At 59.9% G+C, this 22,080-nt stretch carries 19 protein-coding genes; 12 read left to right on the top strand and 7 right to left on the bottom strand.

Annotation, left to right across the window (positions count from 1 at the left end):
* Positions 1–44 precede the first annotated feature (44 nt).
* From ACIP8I_RS23075 to ACIP8I_RS23060, 4 genes are all read left to right on the top strand, one after another.
* Positions 45–1,649 carry a tetratricopeptide repeat-containing response regulator gene (locus tag ACIP8I_RS23075; RefSeq protein ID WP_007963067.1) on the top strand — a complete coding sequence of 535 codons (1,605 nt, stop codon included), beginning with the start codon at positions 45–47 and terminating at the stop codon, positions 1,647–1,649.
* Positions 1,646–2,338 (top strand): sensor histidine kinase, encoded by a 693-nt coding sequence (locus ACIP8I_RS23070; RefSeq protein WP_400764210.1) that lies wholly within the window; start codon positions 1,646–1,648, stop codon positions 2,336–2,338. Before ACIP8I_RS23075 ends, ACIP8I_RS23070 begins: the two co-directional genes overlap by 4 nt.
* 302 nt (positions 2,339–2,640) lie before the next feature.
* Positions 2,641–3,882 (top strand): glutamine synthetase family protein, encoded by a 1,242-nt coding sequence (locus ACIP8I_RS23065; protein WP_400764222.1) that lies wholly within the window; start codon positions 2,641–2,643, stop codon positions 3,880–3,882.
* A gap of 69 nt (positions 3,883–3,951) precedes the next feature.
* Entirely contained in the window at positions 3,952–5,334 is a 1,383-nt protein-coding gene (locus ACIP8I_RS23060; RefSeq protein WP_400764208.1) for an MFS transporter, read from the top strand.
* 271 nt (positions 5,335–5,605) lie between these two features.
* On the opposite strand, the gene ACIP8I_RS23055 is transcribed toward ACIP8I_RS23060, so the two are convergent.
* The 4 genes from ACIP8I_RS23055 to flgA all read right to left on the bottom strand — a co-directional run bounded on the left by ACIP8I_RS23055 (position 5,606) and on the right by flgA (position 8,209).
* Positions 5,606–6,352 carry a flagellar brake protein gene (locus ACIP8I_RS23055; protein WP_007963062.1) on the bottom strand — a complete coding sequence of 249 codons (747 nt, stop codon included), beginning with the start codon at positions 6,350–6,352 and terminating at the stop codon, positions 5,606–5,608.
* Between the two features lie 92 nt (positions 6,353–6,444).
* Positions 6,445–6,912 carry a flagella synthesis protein FlgN gene (locus ACIP8I_RS23050; RefSeq protein ID WP_400764206.1) on the bottom strand — a complete coding sequence of 156 codons (468 nt, stop codon included), beginning with the start codon at positions 6,910–6,912 and terminating at the stop codon, positions 6,445–6,447.
* Positions 6,913–6,960: 48 nt separating this feature from the next.
* On the bottom strand, positions 6,961–7,287 hold the full coding sequence (flgM, locus tag ACIP8I_RS23045) for a flagellar biosynthesis anti-sigma factor FlgM (RefSeq protein WP_007917589.1): 327 nt from the start codon (positions 7,285–7,287) through the stop codon (positions 6,961–6,963).
* Between the two features lie 160 nt (positions 7,288–7,447).
* A complete protein-coding gene (gene flgA / locus ACIP8I_RS23040; protein WP_081755196.1) occupies positions 7,448–8,209 on the bottom strand; it encodes a flagellar basal body P-ring formation chaperone FlgA in 762 nt (253 codons plus the stop codon).
* 82 nt (positions 8,210–8,291) lie between these two features.
* Here flgA and ACIP8I_RS23035 point away from each other — a divergent pair, with 82 nt between their 5' ends.
* The 6 genes from ACIP8I_RS23035 (at position 8,292) to flgE (ending at position 13,427) form a co-directional block, all read left to right on the top strand.
* Complete coding sequence (locus ACIP8I_RS23035) at positions 8,292–9,224, top strand: chemotaxis protein CheV (RefSeq protein WP_041074300.1); 933 nt, start codon at positions 8,292–8,294, stop codon at positions 9,222–9,224.
* A gap of 46 nt (positions 9,225–9,270) precedes the next feature.
* Positions 9,271–10,098, top strand: a complete 828-nt coding sequence (gene cheR / locus ACIP8I_RS23030) for a protein-glutamate O-methyltransferase CheR (RefSeq protein WP_007963053.1) — start codon at positions 9,271–9,273, stop codon at positions 10,096–10,098.
* A gap of 371 nt (positions 10,099–10,469) precedes the next feature.
* Entirely contained in the window at positions 10,470–10,877 is a 408-nt protein-coding gene (gene flgB, locus ACIP8I_RS23025) for a flagellar basal body rod protein FlgB (RefSeq protein ID WP_007917581.1), read from the top strand.
* Between the two features lie 3 nt (positions 10,878–10,880).
* Complete coding sequence (flgC, locus tag ACIP8I_RS23020; protein ID WP_007963049.1) at positions 10,881–11,324, top strand: flagellar basal body rod protein FlgC; 444 nt, start codon at positions 10,881–10,883, stop codon at positions 11,322–11,324.
* A gap of 15 nt (positions 11,325–11,339) precedes the next feature.
* Positions 11,340–12,065: a flagellar hook assembly protein FlgD gene (gene flgD / locus ACIP8I_RS23015; protein ID WP_367085419.1), complete on the top strand. Its 726-nt coding sequence runs from the start codon at positions 11,340–11,342 to the stop codon at positions 12,063–12,065.
* Positions 12,066–12,095: 30 nt separating this feature from the next.
* Positions 12,096–13,427: a flagellar hook protein FlgE gene (gene flgE, locus ACIP8I_RS23010; RefSeq protein WP_007963044.1), complete on the top strand. Its 1,332-nt coding sequence runs from the start codon at positions 12,096–12,098 to the stop codon at positions 13,425–13,427.
* A gap of 693 nt (positions 13,428–14,120) precedes the next feature.
* On the opposite strand, the gene ACIP8I_RS23005 is transcribed toward flgE, so the two are convergent.
* On the bottom strand, positions 14,121–17,015 hold the full coding sequence (locus ACIP8I_RS23005) for a ribonucleoside-diphosphate reductase subunit alpha (RefSeq protein WP_400764201.1): 2,895 nt from the start codon (positions 17,013–17,015) through the stop codon (positions 14,121–14,123).
* 855 nt (positions 17,016–17,870) lie between these two features.
* Between ACIP8I_RS23005 and ACIP8I_RS23000 the strand changes: the two genes are divergently transcribed.
* The gene (locus ACIP8I_RS23000; RefSeq protein WP_007968483.1) at positions 17,871–18,593 is read left to right on the top strand and encodes a response regulator; all 723 of its coding nucleotides are present in this window, start codon (positions 17,871–17,873) and stop codon (positions 18,591–18,593) included.
* Positions 18,590–20,200 (top strand): ATP-binding protein, encoded by a 1,611-nt coding sequence (locus ACIP8I_RS22995; RefSeq protein ID WP_400764199.1) that lies wholly within the window; start codon positions 18,590–18,592, stop codon positions 20,198–20,200. Before ACIP8I_RS23000 ends, ACIP8I_RS22995 begins: the two co-directional genes overlap by 4 nt.
* Before the next feature lie 142 nt (positions 20,201–20,342).
* Here ACIP8I_RS22995 and ACIP8I_RS22990 read toward each other — a convergent pair whose 3' ends face one another.
* Both ACIP8I_RS22990 and ACIP8I_RS22985 read right to left on the bottom strand, forming a co-directional pair.
* Positions 20,343–21,068, bottom strand: a complete 726-nt coding sequence (locus ACIP8I_RS22990; RefSeq protein WP_400764197.1) for a 4'-phosphopantetheinyl transferase — start codon at positions 21,066–21,068, stop codon at positions 20,343–20,345.
* Positions 21,069–21,260: 192 nt separating this feature from the next.
* Positions 21,261–22,052, bottom strand: coding sequence for a dienelactone hydrolase family protein (locus ACIP8I_RS22985; protein WP_400764194.1), 792 nt, complete (start codon positions 22,050–22,052; stop codon positions 21,261–21,263).
* Positions 22,053–22,080 lie beyond the last annotated feature (28 nt).

The following is a 22,080-nucleotide window of genomic DNA, read 5'->3' as shown; positions in this document are numbered from 1 at the left end:
AAACGCCCCCCGGTTCACCTACTTCAATTGCCTGGAAATCCTCGATGCTGTCGTATCACCAAAAGAGTTTTCTGATCGTCGATGATTTCTCGGATTTCCGCAGTTCCGTACGCTCGATGCTGCGCGAACTGGGGGTCAAGGATGTGGATACCGCCGATACCGGCGAGCAGGCGCTGAAGATGTGTGCGCAGAAGTCTTATGACTTCATTCTGCAGGATTTCCACCTCGGCGACGGCAAGAAGAATGGCCAGCAAGTGCTCGAAGACCTGATGTCGGAAAAGCTCATCAGCCATGAAGCGGTATTTGTCATGGTGACCGCCGAGACCAGTCAGGCGATGGTGCTCAGTGCCCTGGAGCACGAGCCGGATGCTTACCTGACCAAGCCGTTCAACCGCTCCGGCCTGGCCCAGCGCCTGGAGCGTCTGGAGCAGCGCAAGACGTTGCTCAAACCGATTTTGCAAGCGCTTGATCGCGGTAAGCCGGTCGAGGTGCTCAATGCCTGTATTGCGCTGTGCAAGCAGGACATCCGTTATTCGCCGCTGTGCCTGCGTTATCGCGCCGATGCGCTGCGCGACATGAACCAGAATGAAGCGCTCGAACGCCTCTACGACAGCATCATTGCTGACCGGCCGTTGCCGTGGGCGTTTGCCGGGCTGGGCAAGTTGCTGTTCAAGCGTGGGCAAGTGGCGCAGGCCAAGGGTGTCTACGAAAAAGCCCTGAAGGTGTTCCCGATGATGCCGGCGCTGTACGACGGCATGGCCGATGTGCTGGTCGCGGAGGGCGATACCAAAGGCGCGCAGCGGGTGCTGGAGGAGGCGATTCGCCTGTCGCCGCTGGCGGTGCGCCGGCAGGCGCTGCTCGGCAAACTGGCGATGGCCAACGAAGACTTCGACACCGCGTCCCGCGCCTATCGGCAGGCTGTGGCGCAAGGCGCGCAGTCGCGCTTCAAGGATCCGGAAAGCAACCTCGGCCTGGCTCATGCCTTGATCAGCAAGGGCAGTGAGCGCGGTCTCGATACGCGCACGCGGCTGGAGATCAACACCACGCTCAGCGCCGTCGCCAAAGAGAACCCGTCTGACCCGGGCCTGCAGATTCGTGCGCGGCTGATGAAGGCCACCAGTCTGCTGCTCAACGATGCCGAGACTGCCGACAAGCTTACCGAACAAGCGCTGATGCGCCTCGACGGCATGGAACAGTTCATGAGCCCTGAAGCGGCGCTGCTGGTCGCCAAGCAATTGCAGATGCTCGGTCAGGCCGAGGCGGGCACTTCGATGCTCAAGAGCTGTGCGGAGATCTACGGTGACGATCCGGCGGTGATGAAAGACATCGCCAAGCTCACCGACGACCCGACTATCCTCAGTTCGAGCAACGCCGCTGCCGACCTCAACCGGCAGGGCGTGCGCGTGTACAAGACCGGCAACCTGGTGGAGGCCCGCGAGGTGTTCCGCAAGGCGCTGAAGATGCAACCGAAGAACATCAGTATCGCGCTGAACATGGCCCAGTCGCTGCTGCACGGCACCGACACCAGTGTGCCGTCGGCGGAGCTGGAAGAATGTCGGGCCTGCCTGAAAATGGTCGGCCTGATGCCCGACACCGACGCGCGGTTTGCGCGTTATCAGAAGCTGAAAAGCAAGGCGTTTGGCGAATGAACCAAGACGAGCAGGCGCTGGATTTCTCCACGGTGATTGCCTCCACCGTTCACGACATGAAGAACTCGCTGGCGATGCTGATGCAGGCCCACAGCCAGTGGCTGGCGCGCTTGCCCGAAGCGCAACGCGGTGGGGCGGAGCAGGGCGTGATCGACTTCGAGTTCGCCCACCTCAACGGCATGCTGGTGCAGTTGCTCGGGTTGTACAAACTCGGCGTCAACCAGTTGCCGCTGCAACCGGCGTATCACGAACTGGATGATTTCATCGAGGCGCAACTGGCGGCGCATCAAGAGGTGTTCGCCAGTCGCGGGATCATTGCCACCTACGAAGTCGATCCCTTGAGCCCGCTGGGGTTCTTCGATCGCGAATTGGTTGCCTCGGTGTTGGGCAACTGCATCAACAACGCCATTCGTCATGCCCGCGAGTCGCTGCTGATTACCGTCAGTGACGAGGCCGGGCAACTGGTGTTGAGCATCAACGATGACGGCGCCGGTTACCCGGCCGAAATGCTCGAGCGTCAGGCCGATTACGTGCAAGGCATCAATCACGGCAGCGGCAGCACTGGCCTGGGCCTGTATTTCGCCAACCGTATTGCTGCGTTGCACCAACGCAATGGCGTGGTCGGGCACACCGAAATTCGCAATGGCGGACCATTGGGTGGCGGGGTGTTTAGCCTCTACCTGCCCTGAAGGCATGCCCCCTGTAGGAGCTGCCGCAGGCTGCGATCTTTTGACTTTTTTTAAGATCAAAAGATCGCAGCCTGCGGCAGCTCCTACACGGAAATTCAGTGGAGGCCTTTTTTGTTTGACGTTGCTTGATATTCCGAACAGCCGGAGCCTATTTTGTACGGGTCGCCGCTTGCGGCTCGCACAATAACAAGGATTGCGTCATGACAACCGATGGCCAGCGTTCACTCGCGCAGCGACTGACCGGCATTGATGAGATTGAATGTGTCACGCCGGATTTGAACGGCGTGCCGCGCGGCAAGGTGATGACCGCCGAGGGTTTCCTCGAAGGGCGGCGTTTGCAGATGGCGCGGGGAGTGCTGCTGCAATGCATCATGGGCGGTTATCCGCCGGCGCGGTTTTACGGCAGCGATGACGGCGACCTCGCGCTGGTGGCCGAGCCGAGCATGATCCATCCCCTGCCATGGAGCGACGAGCCACGTGCCCTGGCCATCTGCGATGCCGACGAACTGAGCGGCGAAAGCTCCAATCTGTCGACCCGCGGTCAACTCAAAAAAGTCATCGCCCGTTACGCCGCGCGCGGTCTCGCGCCGGTGGTGGCGACCGAGCTGGAATTTTTTGTCTTCGCCCCGAACACCGATCCGACTCAGCCGTTCCGCCCGCCGGTAGGCCTAGATGGACGCCGCGAGGATGGTCAGTCGGCGTTCAGTGTCAGTTCCAACAATGGCCTGCGGCCATTCTTCAGCGAAGTCTATAAATGCATGGCCGCCCTCGGTCTGCCGCGCGATACCTTCATGCATGAAATGGGCGTCAGCCAGTTCGAGATCAACTTGCTGCATGGTGATCCGCTGTTGCTCGCCGATCAGACCTTCTTGTTCAAACACCTGCTCAAGGAAGTCGCGCTCAAGCATGGTCTGAGCGTAGTGTGCATGGCCAAGCCGCTGGCGCACACGCCGGGCAGTTCGATGCACATTCACCAGAGTCTCGTCGAGATCGCCACCGGCAACAATGTGTTCAGCGACCAGAGCGGCGAGCCGACGGCGATGTTCCGCCATTTCATCGGCGGGCAGCAGGCGGGCATGGCTGATTTCACTGCGCTGTTCGCGCCGAACGTGAACTCCTATCAGCGTCTGTGTCACCCGTATGCGTCGCCGAACAATGCCTGCTGGTCTCACGACAACCGCGCCGCCGGGCTGCGGATTCCAGCCAGTTCACCAGTGGCCCGGCGCGTCGAAAACCGCTTGCCCGGCGCCGATGCCAACCCGTATCTGGCGATTGCCGCGAGTCTGGCCGCCGGCTTGCATGGGATCGAGCATGAGCTGGAACCGACCGCGGCGATTCAGGGCGAATTCGAAGTGCCGGACAATCTTTCGCTGCCGTGTACCTTGCATGCCGCGCTCGAGCGTCTGAAACGTAGTCAATTGGCCAGGGAACTGTTCGGACAGGAGTTCATCGAAGGCTACATCGCTTCGAAGACCATGGAGTTGACCAGCTTCTTTGATGAAATCACTCCCTGGGAACGGCGTGTTCTAGCAGCCCAGGCCTGACGAACTGTCGTCATCGGGCTATCGTTTGGATAGCCCGATACTCACTGCAAGGAGCCGCTCGGAACGCCGATGCGCCAAATCTGGAAATCCTTTCGAGCGCTGTATTTCGCCTCGCTGATGATGTTGATCGGCTCGGGCCTTCTATCTACTTATCTGGCATTGCGCCTGGCCGCTGACCATGTCGATGGACTGTGGGTCGGTGCGCTGATGGCGGCCAACTATTTCGGTCTGGTGCTGGGCGGCAAGATCGGTCACCGCTTGATCGCCCGGGTCGGACACATTCGCGCCTATTCCGCCTGTGCCGGGATTGTCGGCGCGGCGGTGCTCGGGCATGGACTGGTCGACTGGCTGCCGGCGTGGCTGGTGCTGCGGACCATCGTCGGTCTGGGCATGATGTGCCAATACATGGTGATCGAGAGCTGGCTCAACGAGCAGGCCGATGCCAATCAGCGCGGGCTGGTGTTCAGCGGTTACATGATCGCTTCGTATCTGGGGTTGGTGCTCGGTCAGCTGATTCTGGTCATGCACCCGGGCCTCGGTCTGGAGCTGCTGATGCTGGTCGCCCTGTGTTTTGCCCTGTGTCTGGTGCCGGTGGCGCTGACCCGGCGGATTCACCCGGCGCCGCTGCATCCGGCGCCGATGGAGCCGCGCTTCTTTATCAAGCGCGTGCCGCAATCGTTGAGCACGGTGCTCGGCGCCGGCCTGATCATTGGCTCGTTCTACGGTCTGGCACCGCTGTATGCCTCGCAGCAGGGGCTGTCGACCGAGCAGGTCGGTCTGTTCATGGGTAGCTGCATTTTTGCCGGACTGCTGGTGCAGTGGCCGTTGGGCTGGTTGTCCGACCGTTATGACCGGGCGCTGCTGATCCGTTGCTTTGCCGGGTTCCTGGCGGTGGCGGCGTTGCCGTTGGCGATCCTGCCGCGGGTGCCGCTGGAGGTGCTGTTTGTGGTTGGCTTCCTCTGTTCGCTGGTGCAGTTCTGCCTGTATCCGCTGGCGGTGGCGTTCTCCAATGACCACGTCGAGGGCGATCGCCGGGTTTCGCTGACGGCGATGCTGCTGGTGACCTACGGTGTGGGTGCGAGCATCGGGCCGCTGTTGGCGGGCGTGCTGATGAAGTTGTTTGGCAGTCAGAGCCTGTACGCGTTCTTCAGCTTCTTCGCGTTGGTGCTGGTGTGGCGCATCCGCCCGAAAGCCGTGACCAATCTGCATCAGGTCGACGACGCACCGCTGCATCACGTGGCTATGCCGGACAGCATGTCGAGTTCGCCGCTGGTTGCAGCGCTCGATCCGCGAGTGGATGAGCAGGTGGTGCAGGAGCAGATGCAGACCACGGTGGCGCCGGAACCGGAACCGGAGCCAGATCCCGAAGTGCAGCCTGAAGCAGCGGTGGAAACTGATTCGGCTGATGAGGGCGATAAACCGACACCGGACATCAGTGGGGCCAGACCCTGAGTCGGGTGAGAGTAAGGCTGTTCAGAGGCAGACGCTGTAACTGTAACTGTAACTGTAACTGTAACTGTGGCTGTGGCTGTGGCTGTGGCGAGGGAGCTTGCTCCCGCTGGACTGCGCAGCAGGCCCCGCTTGTCAGATAAGGGCGGGGAGCGCTTCGCGCCCCAGCGGGAGCAAGCTCCCTCGCCACAGGTGTTCGGTGCTGGCAGAAAAATTTCCGCCATAAAAAAGGGCAGTCCCGCGAGGGACTGCCCTTTCTATTTGCCTGTACGAATCACAGATCGTCTTTATCGAACCGGCGTGCTTCACGTTGCAGCTGATAAACGAAGCGCTCGACGTTGCGCGCTGCCTGGCCGCTGATGTTGTGGAAACGCAGACCGGCGAAGGTGATGTTGAGCTTTTCTTCGAAGTGTAGATAACGCAGTTCGACCGAGATGGGCTGATTGCCGAACAGCGGGGTGGCGATCATGCGGTCGTAGACCTGGCCCAGTTGCAGGCGATCAGTAATGTCGCCTTCGAAGCGCAGCTTGCAGCCGGTGGCGGAAATATCCAGCAGTTTGCCGTTGATCGGCGCCTTAAGCTTTTCGCCGCCGAGTTCGACGCTGACCAGATCGGTCAGCTTCAGGGCTGCGCGAAAGGCGTTGCGACGCTGGTGGTAAACCACTTCGGTTGGCAGGTCGCCGGTGTAGAAGCGGTCGCCTTCGGACTCTTCGATGTTCAGCGTGCCGGTGCATTCCCAGGCGATGCGCACGCCCTCGTGGAAGCCTTCGACCTTGAACGGTTCGCCCGCCAGCAGAAAACGCTCGCCATCGCGCGGGATCATTTCGTCCAGGGCGATGGTCGCGGTATCGCGGTCGACCTTGATCAGGTAGCTCTGAAAGCGCTGGCTGCGCTCATGGAACGTGATGATCAGCGGGTCGTGGCTTTCTTGCAGCTGGCGCAGGTTGCTGGAGATTTCCAGGGGCGTGGTCAGCACCTTTGGGGGCTGCGGACTGTCATCCGCGCTTAGGGCGTTTGGCACGTTTTCTCAATCTCCAGACAAAATTTGACTACGACTAGCCAGCATTTTGCCAGCATGTTTCGCGGGTTGATAGTGCAGGCACGTCGAATGGCTCACGCCTGGCTGAGCGTACGCGGCTTGGTGGGTTTGGCGAAAGTGCCCGAGGCGTCATACAACGCTGGCGGCTCGCCCCCGGTGAGGATTTCCAACTGATTGGCCGTGGCGGCCTGTTGAATCTGGATCGACTGGCCGTTCTTGACGTTGGCCGCCTGGCACTGGGCAATCAGGTCGGTCAGCACGTCGCTCTGAGCCAGCAACTGGTCGCCAATGCTCGAGTGGCTGGCCAGTTGCTCCAGGCCCTGACGGTCGAGCGGCAGGTTGAGGCTGGCGAGGATTTCGCTGCGCTTGCGGCCATGCTGTTCAAGCAGAATGATCAATGCCTGTTTGCGCGCCAGAATATCTTCGAGCAAAGGCATGTCGCGACCGTGCAAGGCGAGGGACTCGGTTTGCAGTAACTCCAGCAATTGTTGAGCTGGAGCAAAGTCGTCGGTGATCAGTTGCAATAAATTAGTGTCGTGCATGGCTGGCCTTGGGTTCTAAGCGTCCAAAAGCCTGGCGCCGGCAAAAGCCTAGCGCTGGGCTTCGAAGTTGAGCAGTTTGCTGGCTACACGGTTGCTGTCGACTTTATAGCTGCCATCGGCAATCGCTGCTTTCAACTCGGCCACGCGGGCTTTGTCGACGGCAGGCTGATCGCGCAGCTTGTCAGTGACCTTCTGCAACTGTTGAGCCTCATTGCTGAGGTGTACCGATTCCCCGCTTTTTGCGGTACTGGCCGTTTCGGCCTGGGTATTCAGCGGCGCGGAGGTGCCGGATTCGGCGGTTTCCTTGGCGTTGCTGGTACGTGTACTGCCCGTAAGTGACGAGGAGCTGTTCAAACGGCTGAAATCGATGACCATGTTAAAAACCTCTGGGAATTTGGACGCTTGCCATGTTCTCGGCCATTCCCTGGAAAACTTTAGGCTCACTTTGCAATGAGCTGCATGTGCCGAAGCGTGTTCTGCTTCGGCACAGTTTAGGGAAGCGTCGAGATCGGCGCCAGTTTTCTGCCTGAGCGTTTTACATGGCCACTTCCACCTGGCCCGGCGCGATGACTTGCGCCTTGATCACCCGGTTGGAATTGAGGTTTTTCACCCGGATCTGTTCTTTCAGACCGCCATTGGCCAGAGCTTCGCCGGGCATGCGCACGGCGAGGGTACCGCTGCGGGCGATGATGACCACCTGATCACCCTTGCGCACCACTTCAGCCTGTTCCAGATGCACCAGAGTGATCACCTGATCGGCGACCGTTGGTCGGGTTAATTTCTGCCCGATGGCTTCATCCACCGACGTCAGGAAACCCTGATTGATCTGGCTGATGTCGCGTTCACGCAAGGTCACGTCCTGCGGCTCGATAATTCCGGCGCGTTTCAGCGGGCGGGTGGTGGTGACAATCTCGCGAAACAGGCGGACTTGAGCGGGCACGAACACCGTCCACGGCGAGCTTCCCTCGCATCGCACCTTGACCGTAACCCGACCCAGCGGGCGTGCCGGACTCTCCAGCGACGCTGTCAATTCCTTGTCGCACATAGGCATGCGCATACGCGGGTCGAGCTGGTTGACCTCGATTTCGTAGCGACCTTCCGTTTGACTGGTAGCCAGATAGTCTTCTACGGTGAACTCAAGAAAGCCCTGGGTGACGCCGATAAGCATGTCAGGCAAGGTAACCGTATCAGCACCGGCAGGGCTGCCAGCGAAAAACAAGCAGACGGCAGACGTCGCGCACAGCGCTTTGCGGGTGCGGGAGGTCAGGCGTCGGAAAAATGTCGTTTGAGCGTTCATACGAGTTAAAAAGCAAGCGCCGTGCCGTTTAGCAATGAATGTGCGTCGCAACAACACTTGGCGTTGGTGTAGGAGTCTGGGCATGGCTGGTGTAATGGATTCGGTGAACCAGCGCACGCAACTGGTAGGGCAGAATCGCCTGGAGCTGTTGTTGTTCCGTCTCGACGGTCAGCAGCTCTACGGAATCAACGTGTTCAAAGTGCGGGAAGTGCTGCAATGCCCGTCGCTGACGTTGATGCCCAAGTCCAGTCCTGTCGTGTGCGGGGTGGCGAATATCCGGGGGGCGACCATTCCGATCCTTGATCTGGCAATGGCGACCGGTTCCGGGGCGTTGAAAGACAAGAACAGTCCGTTCGTGATCATCACGGAGTACAACACCAAGACCCAGGGTTTCCTGGTTCGCTCGGTGGAGCGCATCGTCAACATGAACTGGGAAGAGATCCATCCGCCGCCCAAGGGCACGGGTCGCGATCACTACCTGACCGCTGTGACTCGGGTCGACAATCAGTTAGTCGAAATCATCGATGTCGAGAAGGTGCTGGCGGAAGTGGCGCCGACGCCCGAGGCGATTTCGGTCGGTGTGGTCGATGTCGAGACCCAGAGCAAGGCGTTGTCGCTGCGGGTGCTGACGGTCGATGACTCGTCGGTGGCGCGCAAGCAGGTCACGCGTTGCCTGCAGACGGTCGGGGTCGAAGTGGTGGCGCTGAACGACGGCAAGCAGGCACTGGATTACCTGCGCAAGCTGGTCGATGAGGGCAAGAAGCCGGAAGAAGAGTTCCTGATGATGATTTCCGACATCGAGATGCCGGAGATGGACGGGTACACCCTGACGGCGGAGATCCGCAGCGACCCGCGCATGCAAAAGCTTCATATCATCCTGCATACTTCGTTGTCGGGGGTATTCAATCAGGCGATGGTCAAGAAAGTCGGTGCCGATGACTTCCTGGCCAAATTCCGTCCTGATGACCTGGCATCCCGGGTAGTCGACCGGATCAAAGCAGCAGATATCAGCTAGGGACCTTTTGTCCCTGGCGGTCAACACGATTTAAGAGGCGGCATCATTGTCTACGGGTAATTTGGATTTCGAACAATTCCGGGTCTTCCTGGAAAAAGCCTGTGGCATTTTGCTCGGTGAAAACAAGCAGTACCTGGTCTCGAGCCGTCTCAACAAACTGATGGAGCAGCAAGGCATCAAGTCCCTGGGTGAGCTGGTCCAGCGCATCCAGACCCAGCCGCGCAGCGGTTTGCGCGAGCAGGTGGTCGATGCCATGACGACCAACGAAACCCTGTGGTTTCGTGACACCTATCCGTTTGAAGTCTTGAAGAACAAGGTGCTGCCCGAGGCGATCAAGGCCAGTCCCAACCAGCGTCTGCGGATCTGGTCTGCGGCGTGCTCGTCGGGGCAGGAACCGTATTCGCTGTCGATGTCGATCGATGAGTTCGAGCGCAGCAACCTCGGTCAGTTGAAGATGGGCGTGCAGATTGTTGCCACGGACTTGTCCGGCAGCATGCTGACCAACTGCAAGACCGGCGAGTACGACAGCCTGGCAATCGGTCGCGGTTTGTCCGCCGATCGTCTGCAGCGCTACTTCGACCCGAAAGGGCCGGGGCGCTGGGTGATCAAGGCGCCGATCAAGAACCGGGTGGAATTCCGTTCGTTCAACCTGCTCGACAGCTACGCGAGTCTGGGCAAGTTCGACATCGTGTTCTGCCGCAACGTGCTGATCTACTTCTCCGCCGAGGTGAAGAAAGACATCCTGTTGCGCATTCACAGCACGCTGAAGCCGGGCGGGTATCTGTTCCTTGGCGCTTCCGAAGCGCTGAACGGTTTGCCGGATCATTACCAGATGGTCCAGTGCAGCCCGGGGATCATCTACCAGGCGAAGTGATTGCATCGGCAACAGCAAAAAACGGCAGGCCCGCAAAGGCCTGCCGTTTTTTTGTGCCCGATGAATTTCTCCCTGACACCACAAATCCCTGTGGGAGCGGGCTTGCCCGCGATAGCGTCGTGTCAGTCGATTTAGATTAACCAGACATACCGCCATCGCGGGCAAGCCCGCTCCCACAGGGTTTCAGTGTTGGCTGATAGAAGGCAGTCAAGCGGCAGAAAAGCGGCATTCGGCGGAAACCGGTTGCCGCTTTTCTGGCATTGCCGCTTTGCCGATGCCCCGCAAAGCCCCGGTTTACGGGGGTTGTTCTGTTTGGCACGCGCCTTGCTAAAGCTCAGGTACGAAAAACCGGTCACCCGAAGGTTCCCGACATGAGCATCAGCTTCGATAAAGCGCTCGGCATTCACGAAAAGGCATTGGGCTTCCGCGCCCAGCGCGCTGAAGTGTTGGCCAACAACATCGCCAACGCCGATACCCCGAATTACAAGGCTCGGGATCTGGACTTCTCCAAAGTGCTTGAAGCACAGACCCAGAAGAACGCCAACGGCACCATTGCCCTGAACATGACCAACAGCCGTCACATCGAAGCTGAAGGCCTGGGCAATGGCGACGAGTCGCTGATGTATCGCACGCCGATGCAGCCTTCGATCGACCAGAACACCGTGGACGCTCAGCTTGAGCAGTCGAACTACGCGGAAAACGCAGTCGGCTTCCAGGCCAGCTTCACCCTGCTCAACAGCAAATTCAAAGGGCTGGTGTCAGCCCTGCGCGGAGAGTAATCCATGTCCCTGTCCAGCGTTTTCAACATTGCCGGCAGCGGCATGAGCGCACAAACCACGCGTCTGAACACCGTGGCTTCGAACATCGCCAACGCCGAAACCGTTTCGTCGAGCATCGACCAGACCTACCGCGCCCGTCACCCGGTGTTCGCCACCATGTTCCAGGGCGGCCAGAACACTGGCAGCAACTCGCTGTTCCAGAGCCAGGACGCCGCAGGGCAGGGCGTGCAGGTTCTCGGCGTGGTCGAAGACCAGAGCAACCTCGAAGCGCGTTACGAGCCGAACCATCCGGCCGCTGACGCCAAGGGCTACGTCTACTACCCGAACGTCAACGTGGTGGAAGAAATGGCTGACATGATTTCCGCGAGCCGGTCGTTCCAGACCAACGCCGAAATGATGAACACCGCCAAAACCATGATGCAGAAGGTACTGACCCTCGGTCAGTAATAAGGGGCGACTGCCATGAGCGTTACCGATACCACCAGCAGCCTGAGCATGAATGACATCCTGGCGAACTCGTCGAAAAAGACCAGTTCGACCGCCGATGGCATTGCTTCGGCCACGAACAGCTCCACCGGCGGCCAGGCCCTGGGCAAGGACGCGTTCCTGCAACTGCTGGTTACCCAGTTGAAGAACCAGAATCCGCTCGACCCGCAGGACAACAGTGCCTTCGTGGCGCAGTTGGCGCAGTTCAGCAGCCTTGAGGGCATTACCACCCTCAACAGCACCGTCAGTTCGCTGGCCGGCAACTACAACTCCTCGCAAGCCTTGCAGGCGTCGTCGCTGGTCGGTCGCAACGTGATCGTGCAGACCAACAGCGTTCAGATGGACGACCCGAGCAAAGGCATGACCGGTTCGGTCACCGTTCCGTCGTCGATTGCCGGCGGCACGGTCACCATCACCGACAGCAGCGGTACGGCGATTCGCACCATCGACCTGGGCAGTCGCGCAGCCGGCAACGCGAGCTTCACCTGGGACGGCAAGGACAAGGACGGCAATCTGGTCAAGGCCGGCACTTATACCGTCAAGGCCAACGCATCGATCAATGGCACCTCTACCGACCTGGCGACCTACCTGCCAGCGACGGTCACCAGTGTCACGATCAGCCAGACCGGTGGCGAGCTGATGCTCAACCTGTCCGGCAAGGGCACCGTTGCCCTGTCCAAAGTACAAACCATTGGTATATAGAGCCGACTAACCGGCACAAAGGAGTGGAATATGTCTTTCAATATCGGCCTTAGCGGTCTCTATGCAGCCAACAAACAACTGGACGTGACCGGCAACAACATCGCCAACGTCGCGACCGCCGGTTTCAAATCGTCCCGTGCAGAATTCGAAGACGTCTACTCGGCCACTCGCCTGGGCAGCGGCAGCAAGGTCATCGGCAACGGTGTGCGCCTGGCCAACGTCTCCCAGCAGTTCACCCAGGGTGACATCAACAACACCGGCAACGTGTTGGACATGGGCATCAACGGTTCCGGTTTCTTCACCATGAGCAACAACGGCGCGATCACCTACACCCGTGCCGGTACGTTCAAGGTCGATAACAACGGCTTCATCACCAACACCGACTACACCTCGCGCCTGCAAGGTTATGGTGTGGATGCCAACGGCAAGATCATCAACGGCGTGTTGACCGACCTGAAGATCGACACCTCGAACCTGGCGCCGAAATCGACTTCGCTGGTGACTTCGTCCATCAACCTGAACTCGTCGGCACCCGTGATCGACGACACAGCGGCGGCAGGCAAGTTCGACCCGGCAAAACTCGAAACCTACACCAAGTCCTTCAGCACGCCTATCTATGACTCTCAGGGCAACTCGCACGTCATGGATCAGTACATGGTGAAAACCGGCCAAAACACCTGGAAAGTCTACACCCTGGTGGACGGGCGCAATCCAGATGCAACCGGCAGCGATCCAACCAAGACCGCCCCGACTGCTTCGACACTGACGTTCGACAGTTCGGGCAATCTCACTCAGGTCAGCACGCCTAACCCGGCAGATCCGACTAAGCCGATCATCAGCAGCGACTTGAAGCTGACCGGCTGGGTACCGGGTAAAGTGATTGACGGCACCTTCACGCCAAACGGTGCGTCTGCCAACGCCAATGGCGTGACCATTTCCATGGCCAAGACCACTCAGTTCAACGCTGATACCGCGCGTTCGATCCCGACTCAGGATGGTTATGCCACTGGCCAGATCACCAACCTGACCATCGACGGCACCGGTACGCTGTTCGCCAACTTCAGCAACAACCAGAGCAAGGCCATCGGCCAGGTTGCGCTGGCCAGCTTCACCAACGAACAAGGCCTGCAGGCGGTCGGCGGTACCAGCTGGAAAGAGACTTTCGCTTCGGGTATCCCGGGTTACGATGCACCGGAAACCGGTACGCTGGGTTCGATCGCGTCCAACTCGCTGGAAGAGTCCAACGTTAACCTGACCAACGAGCTGGTGGATCTGATCAAGGGCCAGAGCAACTATCAGGCGAACGCCAAGACCATTTCGACCCAGAGCACCATCATGCAGACCATCATTCAGATGACCTGATTGCGGTTTCTGGTTGTGCAAGGGAGCCCCTCTTTTTGAGGGGCTTTTTTGTGGACGGCTATTGGGTGGCGGTGGTTTTGATTGGGTGAATATCCGTTGCTTCGGGTGCTGCGGCTGGCGGTTTCGCCCTTACGGCGAGTCACTTTTTCAGACGCCAAAAAGTAACCAAAAGGCTGGGCCCCCAGCGTTCGGCCCTCGCTTAGGCTCGGGTTCCTTCGCTGCGGGATTCATCCGGGCGCATCGCCTACGGTTTGCTTCGCTGCACCTCCTCTCGATGTGTTTGGCTTCGCCAAACGGTCGCTGCGCTCCCACCCCCGGATAAACCCCTCCACTCAGCCTGCCGACGGGGCCGGTAAGGCAAGATCAAAAGCTTTCGGCGAGCTGACACTCGGCCATTGAGTGGGGCGGCTTTGCCGCATGGGCTCTACGCTTTCAGCCTGCTGGCGATGGCGGCCTGTCAGCCGACCAATCTTTAACTGACCGCATCCAATCCCAATGTGGGAGCTGGCTTGCCAGCGATGGCGACCTGCCAGATGTACTCATCCTCTGTAGGAGCTGCCGAAGGCCGCGATCTACTCGACAGCTCCTACAAATAAATGGCAGACAAAAGAAAACCCCCGACAAACCAGAAGTCTGTCGGGGGTTTCTTTTGTCTGGAAGACAGGCGTCTCGCGACGCCTGACCCGGCTCAGCTTATTGGCAAGCTTCGCAATCCGGCTCGTCGATCGCACAAGCCTTTGGCACTGGCGCCGGACCTGCCGGAGCTGCCAGAACCGAATCGTCGCCGTGGTTGCCGCCGCTGGAAACAGCGTTCAGCTTGCCGGTGTTGATGGTCGACTTCTCGGTGCTGGTCGCGGCCAGGGCACGGAGGTAGTAGGTGGTTTTCAGACCACGGTACCAGGCCATGCGGTAGGTCACGTCGAGCTTCTTGCCCGATGCGCCGGCGATGTACAGGTTCAGCGACTGGGCCTGGTCGATCCACTTCTGACGACGGCTGGCGGCGTCAACGATCCACTTGGTGTCGACTTCGAAAGCGGTCGCGTAGAGCTCTTTGAGTTCTTGCGGGATGCGCTCGATCTGCTGCACCGAACCGTCGTAGTACTTCAGGTCGTTGATCATGACCGAGTCCCACAGACCGCGTGCCTTGAGGTCGCGAACCAGGTACGGGTTGATCACGGTGAATTCGCCCGACAGGTTCGATTTCACATACAGGTTCTGGTAGGTCGGTTCGATCGACTGCGATACGCCGGTGATGTTGGCGATGGTCGCGGTCGGTGCGATGGCCATGATGTTGGAGTTACGAATGCCTTTCTGTACACGAGCGCGAACCGGTGCCCAGTCCAGGGTTTCGTTCAGGTCAACGTCGATGTACTTCTGGCCGCGTTGTTCGATCAGGATCTGTTGCGAATCCAGCGGCAGGATGCCTTTGGACCACAGCGAACCGTTGAAGGTCTCGTACGCGCCGCGCTCGTCAGCCAGGTCGCAGGACGCCTGGATCGCGTAGTAGCTGACCGCTTCCATCGACTTGTCGGCGAACTCGACGGCGGCGTCGGAACCGTAAGGGATGTGCTGCAGGTACAAAGCGTCCTGGAAGCCCATGATGCCCAGACCGACCGGACGGTGACGGAAGTTGGAGTTCTTCGCTTGCGGCACCGAGTAGTAGTTGATGTCGATCACGTTGTCGAGCATGCGCACAGCGGTGTTCACGGTGCGTTGCAGCTTGGCGGTGTCCAGCTTGCCGTCGACGATGTGGTTCGGCAGGTTGATCGAGCCCAGGTTGCAGACCGCGATTTCGTCCTTGTTGGTGTTCAAGGTGATCTCGGTGCACAGGTTCGAGCTGTGAACCACGCCGACGTGCTGCTGCGGGCTACGCAGGTTGCACGGGTCCTTGAAAGTCAGCCACGGGTGGCCGGTTTCGAACAGCATGGACAGCATTTTGCGCCACAGGTCTTTGGCCTGGATGGTCTTGAACAGCTTGACCTTGCCCGGGTACTCGGTCAGGGCTTCGTAGTACTCGTAACGCTCTTCGAAGGCTTTACCGGTCAGGTCGTGCAGGTCCGGCACTTCGGATGGCGAGAACAGGGTCCACTTGCCGTCATCGAAGACACGCTTCCTGCACAGGTCAGGGATCCAGTTGGCGGTGTTCATGTCGTGGGTACGACGACGATCATCACCGGTGTTCTTGCGCAGTTCGATGAACTCTTCGATGTCCATGTGCCAGGTTTCCAGGTAGGCACACACAGCGCCTTTGCGCTTGCCGCCCTGGTTAACGGCTACGGCGGTGTCGTTCACTACTTTGAGGAACGGAACCACGCCTTGCGACTTGCCGTTGGTGCCTTTGATGTACGAGCCCAGTGCACGCACAGGGGTCCAGTCGTTGCCCAGACCGCCAGCGAATTTCGACAGCATGGCGTTGTCGTGGATCGCGTGGTAAATGCCCGACAGGTCATCCGGAACGGTGGTCAGGTAGCAGCTCGACAGCTGTGGACGCAGGGTACCGGCGTTGAACAGGGTCGGAGTCGACGCCATGTAGTCGAAGGACGACAGCAGGTTGTAGAACTCGATCGCACGGTCTTCTTTCTGCTTCTCTTCGATCGCCAGGCCCATGGCCACGCGCATGAAGAAGATCTGCGGCAGTTCGAAACGCACGCCATCCTTGTGGATGAAGTAGCGGTCGTACAGGGTCTGCAGGCCCAGGTAGGTGAATTGCTGATCGCGCTCGTGGTTGATCGCCTTGCCCAGTTTTTCCAGGTCGAAGGTGGCCAGCACAGGGTTCAGCAGTTCGAACTCGATACCTTTGGCGATGTAGGCCGGCAGCGCCTTGGCGTACAGGTCGGCCATTTCGTGGTGAGTGGCGCTTTCAGCCACTTCCAGGAAGCCCAGGCCTTCGGCACGCAGGGTGTCCATCAGCAGGCGAGCGGTGACGAACGAGTAGTTCGGCTCACGTTCAACCAGCGTACGCGCGGTCATCACCAGTGCAGTGTTGACGTCGTTCAGGGCCACGCCGTCGTACAGGTTTTTCAGGGTTTCGCGCTGGATCAGGTCGCCATCGACTTCGGCCAGGCCTTCGCAGGCTTCGGTAACGATGGTGTTCAGGCGGCCCATGTCCAGCGGCGCGAGGCTGCCGTCGGCACGGGTGATGCGGATCGACGGATGCGCGTTGACCGCAGCTTCCACCGGGGCGTGGGCAGCGCGTTCTTTCGAACGGCCGTCACGGTAGATCACGTAGTCGCGAGCGACTTTCTGCTCGCCGGCACGCATCAGGGCCAATTCGACCTGGTCCTGGATTTCTTCGATGTGGATGGTGCCGCCCGACGGCATGCGACGCTTGAAAGTCGCAGTGACCTGTTCGGTCAGGCGGGCAACGGTGTCGTGGATTCGCGACGAAGCGGCAGCGGTGCCGCCCTCAACTGCGAGAAACGCTTTGGTGATAGCGACGGTGATCTTGTCATCGGTGTAAGGAACGACAGTGCCATTACGCTTGATCACGCGCAGTTGACCAGGCGCGGTGGCGGCCAGATCCGAATTCGAATCGGCGGCCTGCGGCAAGGTGCCCTGCGGGTTCTCGCGAGTTGTGTCGGTTTGCATGGGGGGTGATCTCCACATTCTCTATGTTTGTTTGGGCACCATCATGGTGCTCACCGTTCTGGTCCGAAGCACTACAACCGACGGGCGTCGGGCATAACAACTTCGGACCAGTAGGAAAAAGGCTAATGACGCCGCATCCTTGCCGAAGTTTTTGGCTGCGAGCCAGGGCTCGAGCCGGATTCCTTCCCGGATGACAGTAATGACTGCAACACCCGTACCGTTCCGGTCGTTTCCAACCTGAAAAACGGCGCCATCCGCAAGTGCGGTTTGGGCTTTGAAAAACTTGCTTGGTTCAACCGGAAACAGGCAATAAAGCGCTTGAGTTTCAGGTCCGAAATGTGGTTGGGCGTTTGAGCGGAAAACCCTATATGTAGGGTCTCTCCTCGCGCCGTGCTACAAGATAATGCGTTTCGAGAGGGCTTGCAACGTACTAGCTGTGGATAAACCTGTGCGTAAATTGTGTAAGAAACCAGGAATTCCCGTGTAGGCCGCGAACCTGCTGAGCTAGACCGTTGGTCACTGTTTTTCACTCGGGAAAAACGCTTCAGCGGATTTTTAAGGGCGCGAACCCTATCACAAAAAACCGCCTTGTCCGAACGCATTTGCCGACTTGTGTTCTGGCTGTACGCCGTTTATACAATCGAGCGGTGTTTACCCATTCTTATCCTCCCGAAAGATGACAAAAAGACCGGAGGATCCGAATCTGCGGGCAACCGCACACCTGTGTAGGAGCTGCCGCAGGCTGCGATCTTTTTCTTTTAAAAAGCAAGATCAAAAGATCGCAGCCTGCGGCAGCTCCTACAGGGGGCAGTGCGTTTCTGCCTTATTTATAACAACAGCAAGCAGAGGTCACTGGTGGAGCAAGAAGCCTGGCAGGTATTGATAGTCGAGGACGACCAGCGTCTGGCCGAACTCACCCGCGAATACCTGCAAGCCAATGGATTGCGCGTGGAGATCGAAGGCAACGGCGCGCTGGCGGCGGCGCGGATCATCAAGGAGCAGCCGGACCTGGTGATCCTCGACCTGATGCTGCCCGGTGAAGATGGCCTGAGCATTTGCCGTAAGGTGCGCGACCGTTACGACGGGCCGATCCTGATGCTCACCGCGCGCACCGACGATGCCGACCAGATCCAGGGCCTCGACCTCGGTGCCGATGATTACGTGTGCAAACCGGTGCGCCCACGGCTGTTGCTGGCGCGGATTCAGGCCTTGCTGCGACGCAGTGACACAGCCGAGCCGATCGCAGAAAAAAGCCGTCGTCTGCAATTCGGCCCGCTGGTGGTGGACAACGCTTTGCGCGAAGCCTGGCTCAGCGACAACGGCATCGAACTGACCAGCGCCGAGTTCGACCTGCTCTGGCTGCTGGTGTCGAACGCCGGGCGGATCCTCTCGCGCGAAGAAATCTTCACTGCGCTGCGCGGCATCGGTTACGACGGCCAGGATCGTTCGATCGATGTGCGCATCTCGCGCATCCGCCCGAAAATCGGTGATGACCCCGATCACCCGCGCCTGATCAAGACCATCCGCAGCAAAGGCTATCTGTTCGTTCCTGAAGCCTGTGTGGATCTGGCGCTGTGAACTCGATCTTCCTGCGCATCTATGGCGGCATGTGCGCGGCGCTGATTCTGGTGGCGGTGCTCGGCGTGCTGGCGCTGCACCTGCTCAATCAGGTGCGCAGCGAGCAATACCGCGAGCGCCTGGCCCATGGCACGTTTTCGCTGATGGCCGACAACCTGCAACCGATGAACGAAACCGAGCGCCACCGGGCGTTGTTGGTGTGGGAGCGTCTGCTGGGGATTCCGCTGGCGCTGAAGAAGTTTTCCGAGACCGATCTGGATCTCTCTCAACGCACCCGGGTGCAGCGCGGTCAGGCCTTGGTGGAGCAGACCGGCCCGCATGCGGCGCGAGTCTACAGACTGGTCAGTGATAAAGAACAATTGGTGCTCACCGGTGACGTGCAACAGATCAGTGAGCAACTGGCCCGCGCGACTATTTATCTGTTGGCTGATGAACTGGTACGTTTTCCGGTGGGCGAGCAGCCCAAACGGCTGGCGCAGTTAAAAGAAGAGAAGGGCTTCGGTTTCGATCTGCGACTGGTCACGGTCAACGAGGCTGACATGGATGAAGACCAGAGCCGTCGTGTGTCCGAAGGCGACACGGTAATGGCGCTGGGCAAGGGCGGCGACTCGATCCGGGTGTTTGCCGGCATGGTCGGCACGCCGTGGGTGCTGGAGATCGGTCCGCTGTATCAGATGAATCCGTACCCGCCACAATGGCTGGTGCTGATTACGGCCCTCGGTCTGACCTTGATCGGGCTGATCGTCTACTTGCTGGTGCGTCAGCTCGAACGACGTCTGCGCGGACTCGAAGCCGCCGCCACGCGCATCGCCAAGGGCAGTCTGGAAACCCGCGTGCCGGCCCGAGGGGCTGACTCGGTGGGGCGACTGGCGGCAGCGTTCAACGGCATGGCCGAGCACTTGCAGCAGTTGCTGGCGATCCAGCGCGAACTGGTGCGTGCGGTGTCCCACGAACTGCGCACGCCAGTGGCGCGCCTGCGTTTCGGGCTGGAGATGATCGGCTCGGCCACCACCCCGCAGGCGCTGGAAAAGTACCGCGAGGGCATGGATCACGACATCGAGGATCTCGATAAGCTGGTCGACGAAATGCTCACTTACGCGCGTCTGGAACAGGGTTCGCCGGCACTGACCTTTCAACGCATTGACCTCGATGCGCTGGTCAATCAGGTGATCGCAGAACTGGCGCCGTTGCGCGCCGAGGTCACGGTGCAGCGCGGGTTGTGTCTGTCCGCTGCCGATAACGACGGCGCCTGGGTCGAGGCCGAGCCGCGCTTCCTGCATCGCGCGTTGCAGAATCTGGTGAGCAACGCGATGCGCCATGCGCGCTCGAACGTCACGGTGAGTTATCAGGTCGGGCAATTGCGCTGCCGGGTGGATGTCGAGGATGACGGGCCGGGCGTGCCGGAGGTGGCGTGGGAGCGAATCTTCACGCCGTTCCTGCGTCTGGACGACAGCCGCACCCGGGCCTCTGGTGGGCACGGGCTGGGGCTGTCGATTGTGCGGCGGATCATTCACTGGCACGACGGCCGGGCGTTGATCAACAAGAGCAAGAGTCTGGGTGGGGCTTGCTTCAGTCTGAGCTGGCCGCGGAATCAGGAGCGCCGTTGAGTTTTGTGGCGGTTTTGCCGGCCCCAATCGCTGGCAAGCCAGCTCCCACAGGTTTCAGGGGTGTATCCAAAATCTGTGCTCACCACGGACACTGTGGGAGCTGGCTTGCCAGCGATGGGGGCCTCACTGGCGCAGAAAAACCTCAGGCAGGAATGCTCACCAGACTCAACAACTGCCCATCCTGCACACCAAACTGCGCCTCCAGCTCGGTGCCGTGACGCCATTCAGCGGACAGATCAGTCAGCAGACGCAACCGAACCTGACCCTGCTCCGTCCACTCCAGCACCTCGGCGTGCTCGAAATAAAAGCGCTTCTGCACAATCGGATACAGCGCCTTGAACAGGCTCTCTTTCACCGAAAACGTCAGGGTCACCAGCAACGCCAGTTGTTCCCGCGCACCGGCGGCCATGCGCTGCAGTTCCGCCGGCGTCAGAATCTCCCCGGCCAGGCGTTCGGCGCGGTCGGTCTCGAGCAGGTTTTCCAGATCCATGCCCAGCCCACGCCAGTGCCGCTTGTTGGCGACAATCGCTGCCGCACGCCCGGTGCTGTGGGTGATCGAGCCGCAGATGTGCGCCGGCCACACCGGCGCACGGTCTTCGCCAATCGCCGGAATCACGTTTGAGCCTTCCAGTTGCTGCAACGCGGCCCGGGCACAGATCCGCCCGGCAAGAAACTCGGCCTGACGCTTGGCCACCGAACGCTGAATGCTCGGCGGCGGTTCGACGGCGCTGCGCTGGAAGTCATCGCCGAGCAGTTGTTTCGGGTCGAAACGGGTACTCAGCAGGACGGTCTCGGGCAACACGTTGGGCAACGGCCAATGGGCGTCGAGCGGGGTGCAGCAGGCGGGGAGGGACGGGGTTGGATTCATGGCGGGCATTTTGCCGGTTGAAGTCACGACTGGGTAGAGGCTGCACACTTTTGTGGCGAGGGAGCTTGCTCCCGCTGGGGGCAAAGCCCCCAAAATCTGTGGACGAGATCTGTCAGGTAAACCGCGTCGGCAGGTTTTTGCGACGGCTTCGCCGCCGAGCGGGAGCAAGCTCCCTCGCCACAGGGGCAACCGTCAGTTGAAGATCTTCTGGAAGAACGCCTTCATGTCCGCCCAGGATTTTTCATCGGCCGCCTTGTTGTAGCCGATATCCGGGCCACCGTGATCGCCGTGGCTCAAGCGATCGGCATCGGGATTGGTGAAACCGTGCTTGGCGCCGTCGAGGCTGACGAATCTGTAGTCGGCGCCGGCCTTGTCCATTTCAGCTTTGAACGCGGTGACGTTGTCGGCAGTGACCATGCTGTCCAGCGCGCCATGTTCGACCAGAATTTTCGCCTTCACACTGCCAGGTGTGGCCGGGGTGGTGGTCGCCAGCGCACCGTGGAAACTCACCACGCCCGCCAGCGGCTCGCCCTGACGCGCGGCGTTGAGCACCACGCCACCACCGAAGCAGTAACCGATGGCGGCGATTTTATTGACGTCGGTCTGCGGCTGCTTTTTCAGCAGGTTCAACCCGGCCTCGAAACGTTTGCTGGAGGCCGCAGCATCCTTGGTCGCGGCCTGCATGAACGCCATCGCATCCTTGGGATGTTCGGTGTTCTTGCCTTCGCCATACATGTCGATCGCCAGCGCGCTGTAACCCAGTTCGGCGAGGTCGCGGGCGCGGCGTTTGGCGTAATCGTTCAGGCCCCACCATTCATGCACCACCACCACGCCCGGGCGCTTGCCCTTGATCGCGTCGTCGTAGGCGTAGTAGCCGATCAGCTTGGTGCCGTCGGCGCTCTGGTAGGGAATCTCCTGAGTCTTGATCGCAGCGTTGGCCAGGCTGCTGGCAGCGAGCAGGGTGAGGGCGAGGAACAGGCGCATGGGCGGTCTCCTTATCGAAAGTGGTCAG

The organism is Pseudomonas sp. NPDC088414 (genome assembly GCF_044753325.1).
Taxonomy (GTDB): domain Bacteria; phylum Pseudomonadota; class Gammaproteobacteria; order Pseudomonadales; family Pseudomonadaceae; genus Aquipseudomonas.
The sequence above is the reverse complement of the archived record's forward strand: the minus strand, read 5'-3'. Positions and strand labels throughout refer to the sequence as shown.

Bases quoted from the DNA above. Each gene is read 5' to 3' on its own strand.
- ACIP8I_RS23075 (WP_007963067.1), top strand. From the start codon at position 45: ATGCTGTCGTATCACCAAAAGAGTTTTCTGATCGTCGATGATTTCTCG.
- ACIP8I_RS23070 (WP_400764210.1), top strand. From the start codon at position 1,646: ATGAACCAAGACGAGCAGGCGCTGGATTTCTCCACGGTGATTGCCTCC.
- ACIP8I_RS23065 (WP_400764222.1), top strand. From the start codon at position 2,641: ATGACCGCCGAGGGTTTCCTCGAAGGGCGGCGTTTGCAGATGGCGCGG.
- ACIP8I_RS23060 (WP_400764208.1), top strand. From the start codon at position 3,952: ATGCGCCAAATCTGGAAATCCTTTCGAGCGCTGTATTTCGCCTCGCTG.
- ACIP8I_RS23050 (WP_400764206.1), bottom strand. From the start codon at position 6,912: ATGCACGACACTAATTTATTGCAACTGATCACCGACGACTTTGCTCCA.
- flgM (WP_007917589.1), bottom strand. From the start codon at position 7,287: ATGGTCATCGATTTCAGCCGTTTGAACAGCTCCTCGTCACTTACGGGC.
- flgA (WP_081755196.1), bottom strand. From the start codon at position 8,209: ATGAACGCTCAAACGACATTTTTCCGACGCCTGACCTCCCGCACCCGC.
- ACIP8I_RS23035 (WP_041074300.1), top strand. From the start codon at position 8,292: ATGGCTGGTGTAATGGATTCGGTGAACCAGCGCACGCAACTGGTAGGG.
- flgB (WP_007917581.1), top strand. From the start codon at position 10,470: ATGAGCATCAGCTTCGATAAAGCGCTCGGCATTCACGAAAAGGCATTG.
- flgC (WP_007963049.1), top strand. From the start codon at position 10,881: ATGTCCCTGTCCAGCGTTTTCAACATTGCCGGCAGCGGCATGAGCGCA.
- flgD (WP_367085419.1), top strand. From the start codon at position 11,340: ATGAGCGTTACCGATACCACCAGCAGCCTGAGCATGAATGACATCCTG.
- flgE (WP_007963044.1), top strand. From the start codon at position 12,096: ATGTCTTTCAATATCGGCCTTAGCGGTCTCTATGCAGCCAACAAACAA.
- ACIP8I_RS23005 (WP_400764201.1), bottom strand. From the start codon at position 17,015: ATGCAAACCGACACAACTCGCGAGAACCCGCAGGGCACCTTGCCGCAG.
- ACIP8I_RS22990 (WP_400764197.1), bottom strand. From the start codon at position 21,068: ATGAATCCAACCCCGTCCCTCCCCGCCTGCTGCACCCCGCTCGACGCC.
- ACIP8I_RS22985 (WP_400764194.1), bottom strand. From the start codon at position 22,052: ATGCGCCTGTTCCTCGCCCTCACCCTGCTCGCTGCCAGCAGCCTGGCC.